Raw genomic sequence first — 12757 nt, 5'->3', positions numbered from 1 at the left:
GGACCCCCGACTACACCGTGGCCTCGGCGCCCGTCTCGCTGGGCTTGCGGCCGGAGACCGCCGCGTACACCGAGCCGACCTGCGCGGCGACCCGCTTCCAGGAGTACGCCTGGCGGGCCCGGTCCAGCGCCGCCGTCGCGTACGCGAAGCGCCGTACCTTGTCGTTGACCAGCCGGCGCAGCGCGCCGCCCAGCGCCCGCGGGTCGCGGGCCGGGATCAGGTCGCCGGTGAGGCCGTCGACGACGGTCTCGTTGATACCGCCGACCGAGGTGCCTATCACCGGCACGCCGCAGGCCATCGCCTCCAGCGGGGCGAGCTCGAACTGCTCCTGCCAGGGCGCGGCGACCAGCAGGTCGGCCGAGCGGTACCAGCGAGGCATGTCGGCGCTGGGCACGCCGCCGACCAGCCGCACCCGGTCGGCCACCTGGTAGTGCTCGGCCAGCGCACGCAGCTTCTTGGCCTGCGGGTCGGTGGCGAGCTGGGCCGCGGACGGGCCACCGACGACGACGTACTCGGCGCCGGGGAGATAGCGCATGGCCTGGATGACGTCGCCGTAGCCCTTGCGTTCGACCAGCCGGCCGACGGACAGGATGCGGGGACGCTCCGGGTCGCGCTCGACCGCGGGGCCTTCCGGGGTGAACCGCTCGCTGTCGACACCGGCGGGCACCACGGTCAGCTGGGTGCGCGGCACGCCGATGCGGACGAGACCGCGTACCTCGTTCTGGGTCTGGGCGACGACCCGGTCGACCGCCCGGCCCAGCGCCCGCTCATAGCCGGCCCGGGTGGCTCCGGCGCCGGCCGGCCCGGCCTCGCCGAGCTCGTGGAACGATTGGACGACCGGGATGCCGACCTGGCGGGCGGCGGTGACCGCGGCCAGGCCGCTGGTCCAGAAGTGGGCGTGGGCGACCTCGGGCAGCCAGTCGGTGTCGCGCCACTCGGTGCGCAGCCACTGGGCGAAATCCCCCATGTGGGACAACAGCTGCTCGGGCGGCAGGGCCAGGGCGGGGCCGGCCGGCACGTGCACGACGTGCACGCCCTCGCTCATCTTCACGATGGCGGGCAGGTGCGGGTCGTCGCGGCGGGTGTAGACCCGCACCTCGTGGCCCTGCTCGGCCAGCGCGGCGGACAGCTCGGCTACGTGGCGCTGCTGGGCGCCGGTGGTGTCGCGGGCGGTCAGCGGGCTCGCGTGCTCGGAGATCATCGCGATACGCACGGGGTCCTCCTCCAACAGCTTGATTCCGGGAGAAAGACCGGAGTTGAGGCTGTGATACGCGGCGAGACATGCCCGTCACTCAAAAGCGTAAACATGCCTGATGCCGGGTACGTCTGCGGCGTGGCTATTGTCAAGCGTAACGTCCAGGCTTCCCCGGAGCGCGTCTTCGCCGTGTTGGCCGACGGGTGGACCTACAGCGACTGGGTTGTCGGCACGGTGCACATCAGAGACGTGGACGAGCATTGGCCCCAGGTGGGCGCCGAGCTGCACCACAAGGCCGGACCGTGGCCGCTGTCACTGCAGGACAGCTCGACGGTGCTGGCGATGGTGCCGGACCGGCTGCTGAAGCTGCGGGCGGGCCTGTGGCCGCTCGGCTCGGCGGTCGTGGAGATCGTGCTGGACCCGATGGCCGAGGGCGGCACCCGGGTCACCATGAAAGAGGACTTCGAGGCCGGGCCGCTGCTGTTCGTCCGCAACAAGCTCAACGACCTGGTGCTGCACCGGCGCAACATCGAGTCGCTGCGCCGGCTGACCGACATCGTGCTGCGCTCGGCGAGCAAGGGGGCGAAGGCATGAGCCAGGTTGTGGTCATCGCCGGTGCGAGTGCCGGTGTCGGGCGGGCGGTCACCGCGGCGTACGCGGCTCGCGGCGCCAAGCTCGCCCTGATCGCCCGCGGCCGGGCCGGGCTGGAGGGCGCCTCGCTGGAGGCCCGGGCCGCCGGCGCCGCCGACGTGCGCACCTTCCAGGTCGACGTGGCCGACGCCGAGGCGGTGCAGGAGGTCGCCGACGAGGTCGTGCGCGCCTGGGGTGGCATCGACGTCTGGATCAACGACGCGATGGTCTCGGTCTTCGCCCCGGCCTGGGAGGTCACCCCGGCCGAGTACAAGCGGGTCACCGAGGTCAACTTCCTCGGCACGGTGCACGGCACGCTCGCGGCGCTGCGGCACATGCGTCCGGCCGGGCACGGTGCGATCGTGCAGATCGGCTCCGCGCTGGCCTACCGGGGCATCCCGCTGCAGGCGCCGTACTGCGCCACCAAGCACGCCATCCAGGGTTTCAACGACTCGCTGCGGGCCGAGCTGCTGCACGACGGCAACCGGGTGAAGCTGTCGATGGTCCAGCTGCCGGCGGTCAACACCCCGCAGTTCTCCTGGGTGCGGACCCGGCTGCCCCGGCACCCGCAGCCCGTCCCGCCGATCTACCAGCCGGAGGTGGTGGCCCGGGCGGTGCTCTGGGTGGCCGACCACGGCAAGCGCGAGATCAACGTCGGCGGCCCGACCCTGAAGACCCGGCTGAGCAACATCGTCGCGCCGGGCCTGCTCGACCGGTACCTCTCCCGCGACAAGCAGGGCTACCAGGGCCAGCAGACCGCAGACCCGATCGACCTGTCGACCTGGCAGGACAACGTCGACAAGCCGGCCGACGAGGAACGCGACCACGGCGCCCACGGCGTCTTCGACGACCAGTCCCGGACCAGCTCGTTCGCCCTCTGGGCGGCGATGCACAAGCCGCTGGTCGCGGGTGTCGTCAGCGCCGGGCTGGGCGCGGCCGCGGCGGCGCTGCTGCGCCGCCGCTGAGCCTCAGCGGTAGATCGCTTTGTGGGCGGTGCTGATCGCGGCCTCGTAGAGCCGGCCGGTCAGCATGCGGTCGCGGGCCAGCGCCGCCCGGGCCGCGTTCGCCCCCGGCGCGCCGTGCACGCCGCCGCCCGGGTGGGCCGAGGCGCTGGCCAGGAACAGCCGGTCCACCGGGGTGTCCGGCCGGCCCAGTCCGGGGATCGGGCGCAGGAAGAGCTGCTGGAACGCGGCCGCCGTGCCGCCGCCCAGAGCCCCGCCGACCAGTGAGGGATCCTCCCGCTCCAGGTCGGCCGGGGAGAAGACGTTGCGCCCGACGACCAGCCGGCCGAAGCCGGGCGCCTGCTCCTCCAGCACGGCCTCCATGCGCTCGACGTGGGCGGCGATGTCCTCGGCGGCCCACTTCTTGCGATGCGGCAGGTGGGTGTACGCCCACACCGACTCGGTCCCCTCCGGCGAGTGCGACGGGTCCGCGGTGGTCATCTGCCCCAGCAGCAGGAACGGATCCGGCGGCATCTCGTCGACGGCCAGGTGGGCCGCGTACCGGGTCAGCCCGTTCAGGTCCGCACCCAGATGTACCGTGCCGGAGCCGGCCGCGGCCGGGTTCTTCCACGGGATCTTCCCGTTGACCGCCCAGTCGACCTTGACGGTGGCGCCGTCCCAGCGGAAGAACTCCAGGTCCTCCTGGAACCGCGAGGGCAGCCACCGCGAGCCGACCATGTCCAGATACAGCGCCGGGGCCGGTACGTCGGCCAGCACGGCCCGGCGGGCGCGCCAGTTACGGCCGTCCGCCGTGCGTACCCCCATCGCCTTGCCCCGCGCGACCAGGATGCGGGTCACCGGGGTGTCGTAGGTGATCCGCCCGCCGCGCGACTCCAGCCGCGCGACCAGCGCGGAGGTGATCTGCTGGGCCCCGCCGACCGGGACCGGCCAGCCGTACTCCTGACCGAGCATGGCCAGCAGCCAGCCGTAGACGCCGCCGCCCGCCTCCTCCGGGGAGAGGTCCGTGTGCAGCGCACACCCGGCCAGCGCCAGTTGGGCGCCCTCGCCCTCGAACAGCTCCGAGCCCAGCTCCCGCACCGACAGCACGAGCCGGCGGGCCAGCCGCAGCGCGCCGCCGACCTTGAGCTGCCGGGCCAGCTCCAGCCCGGAACGCACCGGCGGGAACGGGGTGAACAACACGTTGAGCATCTGCTGCGAGACGTCGCGCCAGTCCTCGTACGCGTGCCGCCACCGCTCCCCGTCCCCGGGGGCGAACTGCTCCATCGAGGCCATGGTGGTCTCGATGTCGCGGTTGACGGTGGCCGCCCGGCCGTCCGGCAGCAGGTGGGTCAGCACGTCGGGGGCGTTGGTCCAGCTCAGCCCGTGGTCGCCCAGCTCCAGCCCGCGCATCACCGGCGAGGCGTAGCCCAGCGGATAGAACGAGCTGAACAGGTCGCTCAGATAGCCGGGGGCCGTCACATAGCCGGAGCGCACCGCGCCGCCGGGATGCGGCGTGGCCTCCAGCACCTCGACACTCCAGCCGGCATCGGCCAGCAGGTTCGCCGCCACCAACCCGTTGTGTCCCGCCCCGATGACAATCGCGTCCGCACGTTCCACGTCACCCGCCGCCTCTCGTCGCGCTCGCCCTACCCGTTCGAGTTTGTCGCAAACAACGCGCGGGTAGTGCCATGTGTGCACGGCGTGACGGATGAGGAGCCCCGATGACTGCCGCCACTGCCCGTACCGAGGCGACTCCGCTGCCCACGCGCCTGCGCCAGCTGCGCTGGTCGACCTGGCGCGGAGTGTTGTGGCGCAGCGCCAACGGCTTCCTCGACGACGACTGCGGTGACCTCGCCGCCGCGCTGACCTACAACGCGGTGCTGGCCGTCTTCCCGGTCGGCATCGTCGTGGTCGCCCTGGTCAACCTGGTCACCGACGGCCGCACGGCGGTCACCACGATCCTCGGCATCCTGGAGGACCTGGGGGCCGGCTCGATCGTCGCCGACCAGAGCCTCCGGAGCGTGCTGGACGCGATCATCGTGCAGCAGAGCTCAGCGAAGGTGCTGCTCGGCTTCGGTCTGCTCGGCGCCCTCTGGTCGGCCTCCAACTACATCGGGGTCTTCACCCGGGCGTCCAACCGCATCTACGGGGTGCGCGAGGGACGCGCGTGGTGGAAGCTGCGTCCGCTGCAGATCGGCCTGAGCGCGATCGCCCTGGTCCTGATCGCGACCGTGGCCGCGGGCCTGGTGATCAGCGGACCGCTGGTGGACGCGGTCGGCAACGCGTTGCACGCGGGTGAGGCGGCCAAGCTCACGTACTCGATCGGCCGCTGGCCGGTGCTGGTCCTGATCCTGATGCTGCTGCTCTCGCTGCTGTTCTGGATCGCGCCCAACGTCAAACAGCCGAGATTCCGCTGGCTCACCCTCGGCGGCGTGGTGGCCCTGCTGGTCTGGGCCGTCGCCACCTTCGGCTTCGGCCTGTACGTGGCCAACTTCGCCTCCTACGACAAGACGTACGGCAGCCTCGGCGCCGTCATCGCGTTCCTGGTGTGGATCTATCTGTCCAACTCCGCCCTGATGCTCGGCGTCGAGATCAACGCCGAGGTGCAGCGCGGCCGGCAGCTCCAGGCCGGCCAGGACCCGGACCCGCCACTGCCCCCGCGTGAGGAGCCCGACGGCGACAAGCCCGGTGACGCGGTTTAGCCACGGGAAGGGCGGGCACGTTCTGGTGCGTAACACCGCACCACAGCAAGGCGGGGCAACAAAACTGAAGGGGAATCACCGTGAGTACAGTCACCGAGTCCGTTGACGTCAACGTCCCGGTAACCACCGCGTACAACCAGTGGACCCAGTTCGAGGAGTTCCCTCGCTTCATGGGCGGGGTCGAGGAGATCAAGCAGCTCGACGCCACCACCACGCACTGGAAGACCAACATCGACGGTGTGAAGCGGGAGTTCGACGCCAAGATCACCGAGCAGCTGCCCGACGAGCGGGTGGCCTGGACCTCGATCGAAGGCTCCAAGCAGGCCGGCGTCGTCACTTTCCACCGGCTCAGCGACACCACCACCCGCGTCACCTGCCAGATGGACTTCGAGCCGCAGGGCGTGGCCGAGACGGCCGGCGACAAGCTCGGCTTCCTCGACCGCCAGGTCAAGGGCGACATGAAGCGCTTCAAGGAGTACATCGAGCAGCGCGGCACCGAGTCCGGTGCCTGGCGCGGCCAGGTGGACCGCCCGGGAGCATGATCTTCGGAAGAACGGAACGGCCGCCGGCTCACCGGCGGCCGTTTCGCCGTCCCGGACCCCGGGTACGCCACAGACATGACTGATCGTGGAGACGGCGTGTGGCGCGACGAGGAGAAGACCTCGGTGAAGGACCTCAGCGAGGCGATGGCCAGCTGGGACACCGACGGCCAGGGCGACCCGACGGACAACGACGCGGGCGAGGAACAGGCGTTCGGCCACGGCGCGCAGGTGACGACGGAGAACGAAGCGGGCCAGACGGACCCGGACCGCGAATACCGCCCCAGCACCACCGGCCGCGGTGGACCGCATTGATTCCTTGTTGTGGGATATCGGCCGCGGCCTGGGTTTTTGGTCGCGGTCTTTTCTTGGATACGCGTCTCGGAGCCCCGTGACGCAGTGGAGGACTCGATGGCCGGGCGAACCGGTCGGTCGCGCTGGTCGGCCCGGTTCCGGTCGGTCGGTAAGCGGCTCTGGGTGGGTTTGGTGGGTCAGCTCCAGACGGTGACGCTGCCTACTTCGGTGCCTACGTTCATCGTGTAGCGGTTCGGGGCTGAGGGCCAGGTTGCCGGGGCCGTCACCGTGCCGGTCGGGGCCCTTGTCCGGCCCGCCCAGGGGACGGCGACCAGGCCTGCGCCGCCTCGGAGGTGCAGGCGGAGTGGCGTACCCGGGGGGAGGGCGACCGCCACCTCGCCCACGCCGCCGGCCACGATGATCGGGACCGTGCCGCGGGGCGCCGGGAGGCGCATGCTGACCAGGCCGGTGCCGGAGCCGAGTTCCAGGCGGCGCAGCCGGCCCGCCGACAGGTCCAGGTGCTGTTCGCCGGCCCCCGCCGGGAGGCGGATGTCCCAGCTCACCGCCCGGTTCAGCAGGATCTCCACGGTGTCCGGGCCGTCGGCGCCGGTCGGGCGCAGGCCCAGCCGGACGCGGCCGTGGGTGCCGGTGACCGCCGGCGCGAGGCCCGAATCGGCCGGTGTGCTGACCCGGTAGAGCAGGCCCGGCAGGTCCGCGAGCCGGACCTCGACCCGCGACGCCGAGTCCCGGACGATCAGGAACGCACCCGTACGGCCGTGCAACGCACCGGCCAGCACGTGCTCCTGGGGGCCGTCCGCAGCCGGCATCTGTCGGGCGCCCAACGTCGTCACGGGAGCGCAACCGGCCCCGAAAAGGCCCACGATCATGGCGAGGAGCAGCGCGAACACGGGTCGCAAACCAACCGTGGACGGACGATGACGCTGCGCAGTAGGCACCATCGGACAACCCGAGATCGGCCGAAAGGGTGACGGTGAAGCACCCAAATCGGGCCACAATATCCGGATGCGTTCAGCCGGTTTTCTGTCCGAGCGTCAGCGCCGCCTCGCGTGGGTGGGTTTTCTGCTCGCCGCGTTCCAGGCCCCTGCCGCCGCCCAGCTCATCGACGACGCCTCCTGGCTCTTCGCCGTGGTGGTCGCTCTCCTCGTTGCCGCTGTGATCATCGCCGACGACACCCAGCGTCGCCGGCCCACGACGGAATAGTCCCCGGACCCCTCCGCGTCAACCACCCGGAGTCCCGAGCCCAGCGGGCTCGGGACCTTTCACGCGTGGTCCTTCTCAGCGGGCTTCGTGGCCTTCCCGGCCCCGGGTGCGGCGGCGTTCCTTCAGCTCGGCCTCGTAGAGGTGGCGCCGGCCGCCGGCCAGTTCGTCCCGGGCGTCCTTCTCGAGCGCGCGGAACTCGGTGTAGTAGCCGTCGTCGAACTCTTCGACGAGCTGGAACGTCCAGTGCCCCGGCACGACGTTGCGCCCGATCAGCTCCTGCGCGATCCGTTCGGCGAGCTTCGGCTGCCCGGCCTGCACGAAGAGCGAGACGGCCTCGTCGAGCTTGAAGTCGGCCTCGCCGACGAGCTGGTGCAGCGAATACAGGTGCCCGCGCACCCGCTCGACCGTCTCCAGGGCCTCGCTGAGCTTGCCCAGCGCCTCCACCGTGACGTCGTCTACTCCGTCGGGCCGCCGGTGCTCACTGTCCGGGCCGTCCACCATCCGTGCCTCCCTGGGCTCTTATTCCAGATCCACGCTTTCCCCACCGGCGCGAGTTCAACCGAGCTGCACCGATCGGGGACACCGTTGGCTACCCCGCGATCCCTACCTTTGCATCTTATGAATGGCCTGTTCAGCGGCGCTGCCGCCCGTGCTGCCCTGCGTTCCGCCCACGCCTGCCTCGAGGAGCTGATGGCCTCCGTCGGCGCCGACGGCCTCGATGCCGCGACGCAGTCCCCGGGGCTGCTCGCCACCGTCGACCAGCACGCCGCGGGCATCCGCGACAGCCTGTCGTCGGACGTCCGCCCGCTGACGGCGGTCATCCTCGCCGCCTACGCGGAGGGTGTCCGCGACGCGGCGTTCAAGCACGGCTGGCGCCCGCCGGCCGGCCCGATCGACTGGACCGAGAACGACTGGGTGCTCAACCGCCTGCTGGCGGTCTGCTCGCTCGCCCGTACCCTGCCCTGATCTTTCGCTGACAGGCCACGCCGACCATTCGGGGCCGGTACCGGATCATCCGGTACCGGCCTCCTTTTCTTGCCACCGTCAGGTGTTCGGCCCGTCGTCCCGGCGTACCCGGATGACCTGGGTCTTCTCGCCGTCGGCGGGGGTGCCCTGCGGGGGCAGGGCCTGCCGCAGCTCACTGCGCGAGATCGCGGCCGTGCTGTCCGGATCGGCGTCCGTCCCGCCCGGCCGGCCGGCGACATCCGCCGTCGTCTCCGCGTCGTCGTCCGCCGGGGCCGAGGTGTCCGCGTCGCCGCCCGTTCCCGCCGACGCTCCCGTCTCGGCCGTGCCGGCGCTCCCGGCCGTCCGGGCCGGGGCTGCCTCATCGGCGTCCGCGGATGCCGGCTCGGACTCGCTTCCCACCTGCGGCGAGCCGGCTGCCGATGCCAAGACGGCTCCGGACGTGTCCTCTTCCGGCTTCTCCCCCGCGCTCCGCGCGTCTTCCTCCACCTGGTCACCCGCAGGCGAGGCGGTATCCGGGCCGTCCCGACCGGCATCGCGATGCAACCAGGTGGTCGTCTCAGCCGTCTCCACCGGTTCCGAGTCGTCGAAGCCGGGGACGACATGCGGTCGGTCATCACTACCCGGCCACGGCCGCTGGGTGGGGATGACCTGCGTCCTCTCCGCCGCCGCAGCGGCCGCCGCCCGCTCCCGCGCGGCCTCCTCAGCCGCGCGCGCCGCAGCCTCAGCCGCCCGCGCCTCGGCCTCAGCCGCCTCAGCCCGCGCCGCCTCAGCCGCCGCGTCCTCCCGCTTGCGCCGCTCGGCCTCTTCGACCCGTGCCTGCTCAGCGAGCCGCGCCTGCTCAGCCGCCAGTGCCGCCGCTTTCCGGGCCGCTTCTTCCTCAGCCGCCTTCTTCTCGGCCTCGGCCCGGGCCCGCTCGTCGGCGTAGCTGCGGGCGTGCTCCCGGATGGCCGCCGACTCCGCGCTCGCCCGCTCCAGCCAGACCTCCCAGCGCCGCTGCATCGGGCGGACCAGTCCGCCACCGACGCCGACGATGACCACCCCGGCCACGGTCGCCAGCACCGCGATCAGCACCGGCTGGGTCACCGCCGTGGCGATCTGCACCTGCTCCAGCGCCGCGATGACCCCCAGCGCCACGATCAGCCAGTACGCCGCCTGCGCCAGCACCCGCCCGTAGGCCAGCCCGCCGAGCGCACTGCCGATCAGGTCCCGGACCGCCCCGCCGATCGCCGCGGCCACCACGATGATCACGATGGCCACGAAGGCCCGGGGCAGCCAGCCGATCAGTGCGGTGAGCAGGTCGCTGACCGCGTTCGGACCCCAGATGCCGAAGGCCAGCTGGAGCGCGAAGAGCAGCACCGCGTAGAACGCGATCTTGGCGCAGAGATCGCTGGGCTCCACCCGGCCGCCGAGCGCCTTGCCGATGGCGCCGCGTTCGACCGCCCGGTCGAAGCCGATCCGGCGCAAGGTCTTGACCACCACGGTGCGGACCAGCCGGGCCAGGACGTAACCGATGAGCAGGATGGCGAGGAAGGCCAGCGCCGTCGGCACGAACAACAACACGGAACGCCACATGTCGCTCAACGCATCGCTCAGATCGGCGCTGCTCATCTGCTCTCCCTGGAAGGTGTCAGCGGCCGGTGTCGATGCGGCCTGCGCCGACCATAGGTCGCCGGACCCCGATCCGCACCGTCAGCGGGAGGTGAAGCCTCAGGAGCAGGGGCGCCCGTCGATCGCGCAGGCGTCCGGCAGGGCGGACAGCAGACCGGCGACCTGGAACGAGAAGGTGACCGCGCCGCCCGCGGGCACGGTCGGCTCCCCGGCCGGCGTGAACGTCACCGTCTCGCCGTCCTGGGCGACCGAGGCTCCGGTGGCGGTCACCGCGTTGCCGCCGGCCACGGTCAGAGTCACCCGCCAGCCGGTCACGTCCCGGGCGCCGGGGTTCTCGATGCGGACCGTTCCCGCGTACCCCTGAAGACCGTCCTCGGCGGGGTCCGCGACGTGGCTGATCGTCGCGGTCAGCGGCAGCGGCGGGGCCGGCGCGACGGCCGGCTCCGTCGCGGCCGGTTCCGTCGGTGCCGCCGTGGCTGCCGGCGGCGGGTTCCCGGGCTCAGGCGCGCCGGGAAGGGTCACGCCGTCGGGCTGCGTACGCTCAGTCCCCGAGGTACCGGACTTGGTCGCCACAGTGGTGGTCGTTCTGGTCGAAGCGGGGTCGGTGGTGCGCGCGTCGACCGGTTCGGAGCCGGGCAGCGGGGCGTCGAGGGGCAGCAGACCGTCGGTGGGCACGATGGACGGCGCGGAGCCCTGCGCCTGGGCCCGGGGTGTGTCGGCGGAGCCGCCGAGCGCGGCATAGCCCAGGCCGGCGCCGGCCAGGATGGCGACGGCCGCGGCGGCGAGGATCAGGGTCCGGGTCCGGCGCGGCTGCTGTCGAATGTGCGACACGATCGGCGCCGGGGCGGCCCGGGGTGGTGACGGAACGAGAGCCACCGGCGGCAATGCCTGAGTGGGTGGCCCGTCCGGGTGCAACTCGTACACGTACGGCGGCACGGGATCGAATTGCTGCAGCTCAGCGACGTATCCCATGACGCCGCGGCTGGGCCGGGGCCGCGGGTTCTCACTCACCGCGGGACTATAAGCCAGTCAAGATCAGATGAGCCAAGGCCGATTTCCGTACGGCCGGACTACGCACCGTGAGATCACGCTCGATCCGGTCACGGACGGCAGATACCCCTCACCCAGGCGTACCGGGCATAATCGGACGTCCGTATGGTGCCCCCATCGTCCGAACGGCCGAGGCGGGCTACGCTCATCTCATGGTCGGCATGGGGAGCTCTCTCGCGATGACCACGCTGCCCGATCAGACCGGCGTGCCGCCGGAGCGCGCCATCGACTGCGCTGAGCTCGTCCGCCTGCACCCGTGGGCGGCGACCTCGCTGGGCCCGGCCGAGGCGTGGGACCCGGCGGTGCGCGCGACGGTCGACATGTTGCTCGCCTCGCCGGTGCCGATGGTCCTCGCGTACGGCGACGACCACGTGCTGGTCTACAACGACGCGTACGCGGAGGTGCTCGGCGCCCGGCACCCGGCTGCGCTGGGCCGCCCGGCCGCCGACGTGTTCGGCGAGCTGTGGCACACCCCCGGCGTCGGCGGCGTCATCGCCGACGTCTACCGCACCGGGCAGCCCTTCCTGGAGGCCGAGACCCAGGTGGCGGTGGCCCGGGGCGGCGCCGGGCACGTCGAGCAGGCCTCGTTCACCCGTGGGCATTCGGTCATCCGTGACCGGCACGGCGCCGTCGTCGGCGTGCTGACCGTGGCCGCCGAGACCACCCAGGTGACCCGCCGGCTGCAGAGCCTCGGTGACCTCACCGCCCGGCTGGCGTCGGCGCTGACCATCGACGACGTCGCCCGGGTCGTCCTGGCGTACGCTATGACCTCCTTCGACGTGGACCACTGCGTCTTCGCCGTCGACGACGGTGCGGACTTCCGCTACGTCCGGCGCATTCGCGGCGAGATGATGGACGAGGCGGATGAGCGCCTGCCCCCGCTGTGGAAGAGGTTCGGCCCCGACCCCGCCTCGCCGATGGTGGCCGCCGCGCTGACCGGCCGCCCCACGTTCCAGGCCGACGGCTCCCCGCTGGCCAAGATCGCCAGCGACCGGCACGAACGCCGGATCCGCGCGCTGGCCGCGATGCCGCTGCGCACGCCGCTGCTGCGCGGCGCCCTGACCATGGGCTACCGCACCGCGCACACCTGGCTCCCGGCCGAGCGCGCCCTGCTCTACGCGGCGGCCGAGCTGGTGGCCCAGGCCGCCGAGCGGGCCCGCCGCTTCGAGGCCCAGCACGGCACCGCCCAGCTGTTGCAGCGCAGCATGCTCCCGGAGCACCTGCCGGAGCTCGACCGGTTCCGCATCGCGGCGCGCTACGACGTCGGCGTGGACGGCAACGCGGCCGGTGGCGACTTCTACGACGCGTTCGAGCTGTCCGACGGCCGCCTGGCGATGGTGCTGGGCGACGTGGCCGGCCACGACGTGCGGGCCGCCGCCGTGATGGGCCAGGTCCGGGCCGCGCTGCGGGCGCTCGCGCTGACCGATCCGGCCCCGGGCACCGTGCTCGCCGGGCTGGACAGGCTGGTCGGCTCGCTCGGTGCGGAGTCACGCAACGAGGAGATCTTCGTGACCGTCGTGTACGGGGTCCTCGACCCCACCGACGGCACCATCACGCTGGCCAGCGCCGGCCACCCGCCGCCGGTGCTGCGCCGCGCGGGCGCGCCGGGCG

General features: G+C 72.3%; 14 protein-coding genes. 8 read left to right on the top strand and 6 right to left on the bottom strand.

What is annotated here, in order from left to right; translation table 11 throughout:
- Positions 1 to 10: 10 nt before the first annotated feature.
- Entirely contained in the window at positions 11 to 1213 is a 1203-nt protein-coding gene (locus ACWEOZ_RS41550; protein WP_451916185.1) for a glycosyltransferase, read from the bottom strand.
- A gap of 120 nt (positions 1214 to 1333) precedes the next feature.
- Between ACWEOZ_RS41550 and ACWEOZ_RS41545 the strand changes: the two genes are divergently transcribed.
- Complete coding sequence (locus tag ACWEOZ_RS41545; protein WP_451916184.1) at positions 1334 to 1789, top strand: SRPBCC family protein; 456 nt, start codon at positions 1334 to 1336, stop codon at positions 1787 to 1789.
- Positions 1786 to 2790 (top strand): SDR family oxidoreductase, encoded by a 1005-nt coding sequence (locus ACWEOZ_RS41540; protein WP_451916183.1) that lies wholly within the window; start codon positions 1786 to 1788, stop codon positions 2788 to 2790. Before ACWEOZ_RS41545 ends, ACWEOZ_RS41540 begins: the two co-directional genes overlap by 4 nt.
- 3 nt (positions 2791 to 2793) lie before the next feature.
- Here ACWEOZ_RS41540 and ACWEOZ_RS41535 read toward each other — a convergent pair whose 3' ends face one another.
- On the bottom strand, positions 2794 to 4383 hold the full coding sequence (locus ACWEOZ_RS41535) for a phytoene desaturase family protein (protein ID WP_451916182.1): 1590 nt from the start codon (positions 4381 to 4383) through the stop codon (positions 2794 to 2796).
- Positions 4384 to 4487: 104 nt separating this feature from the next.
- Here ACWEOZ_RS41535 and ACWEOZ_RS41530 point away from each other — a divergent pair, with 104 nt between their 5' ends.
- The 3 genes from ACWEOZ_RS41530 to ACWEOZ_RS41520 all read left to right on the top strand — a co-directional run bounded on the left by ACWEOZ_RS41530 (position 4488) and on the right by ACWEOZ_RS41520 (position 6322).
- Positions 4488 to 5468, top strand: a complete 981-nt coding sequence (locus ACWEOZ_RS41530; RefSeq protein ID WP_451916181.1) for a YihY/virulence factor BrkB family protein — start codon at positions 4488 to 4490, stop codon at positions 5466 to 5468.
- A gap of 80 nt (positions 5469 to 5548) precedes the next feature.
- The gene (locus ACWEOZ_RS41525) at positions 5549 to 6010 is read left to right on the top strand and encodes an SRPBCC family protein (protein ID WP_360553324.1); all 462 of its coding nucleotides are present in this window, start codon (positions 5549 to 5551) and stop codon (positions 6008 to 6010) included.
- A 75-nt stretch (positions 6011 to 6085) separates the two neighbouring features.
- A complete protein-coding gene (locus tag ACWEOZ_RS41520) occupies positions 6086 to 6322 on the top strand; it encodes a hypothetical protein (protein ID WP_451916180.1) in 237 nt (78 codons plus the stop codon).
- Positions 6323 to 6498: 176 nt separating this feature from the next.
- Here ACWEOZ_RS41520 and ACWEOZ_RS41515 read toward each other — a convergent pair whose 3' ends face one another.
- Entirely contained in the window at positions 6499 to 7128 is a 630-nt protein-coding gene (locus ACWEOZ_RS41515; RefSeq protein ID WP_451916179.1) for a hypothetical protein, read from the bottom strand.
- A 196-nt stretch (positions 7129 to 7324) separates the two neighbouring features.
- Between ACWEOZ_RS41515 and ACWEOZ_RS41510 the strand changes: the two genes are divergently transcribed.
- On the top strand, positions 7325 to 7522 hold the full coding sequence (locus ACWEOZ_RS41510; protein ID WP_212990676.1) for a hypothetical protein: 198 nt from the start codon (positions 7325 to 7327) through the stop codon (positions 7520 to 7522).
- A 75-nt stretch (positions 7523 to 7597) separates the two neighbouring features.
- Here the strand turns inward: ACWEOZ_RS41510 and ACWEOZ_RS41505 are convergent, their stop codons facing one another.
- On the bottom strand, positions 7598 to 8023 hold the full coding sequence (locus tag ACWEOZ_RS41505; RefSeq protein WP_451916178.1) for a hypothetical protein: 426 nt from the start codon (positions 8021 to 8023) through the stop codon (positions 7598 to 7600).
- Positions 8024 to 8140: 117 nt separating this feature from the next.
- On the opposite strand from ACWEOZ_RS41505, the gene ACWEOZ_RS41500 reads away from it, so the two are divergent.
- Positions 8141 to 8488, top strand: a complete 348-nt coding sequence (locus ACWEOZ_RS41500; RefSeq protein WP_360553320.1) for a DUF6401 family natural product biosynthesis protein — start codon at positions 8141 to 8143, stop codon at positions 8486 to 8488.
- A gap of 78 nt (positions 8489 to 8566) precedes the next feature.
- Here ACWEOZ_RS41500 and ACWEOZ_RS41495 read toward each other — a convergent pair whose 3' ends face one another.
- Complete coding sequence (locus tag ACWEOZ_RS41495; RefSeq protein WP_451916177.1) at positions 8567 to 10096, bottom strand: mechanosensitive ion channel family protein; 1530 nt, start codon at positions 10094 to 10096, stop codon at positions 8567 to 8569.
- 99 nt (positions 10097 to 10195) lie between these two features.
- Positions 10196 to 11107, bottom strand: a complete 912-nt coding sequence (locus tag ACWEOZ_RS41490) for a cellulose binding domain-containing protein (RefSeq protein ID WP_451916176.1) — start codon at positions 11105 to 11107, stop codon at positions 10196 to 10198.
- A gap of 191 nt (positions 11108 to 11298) precedes the next feature.
- Here ACWEOZ_RS41490 and ACWEOZ_RS41485 point away from each other — a divergent pair.
- A partial coding sequence (locus ACWEOZ_RS41485) for a SpoIIE family protein phosphatase (RefSeq protein ID WP_451916175.1) occupies positions 11299 to 12757 on the top strand: 1459 nt, incomplete at its 3' end.

This window comes from Actinoplanes sp. NPDC004185 (assembly GCF_053603475.1).
Note: the sequence above shows the minus strand (reverse complement) of the source record. Positions and strands in the feature narration are given on the sequence as shown.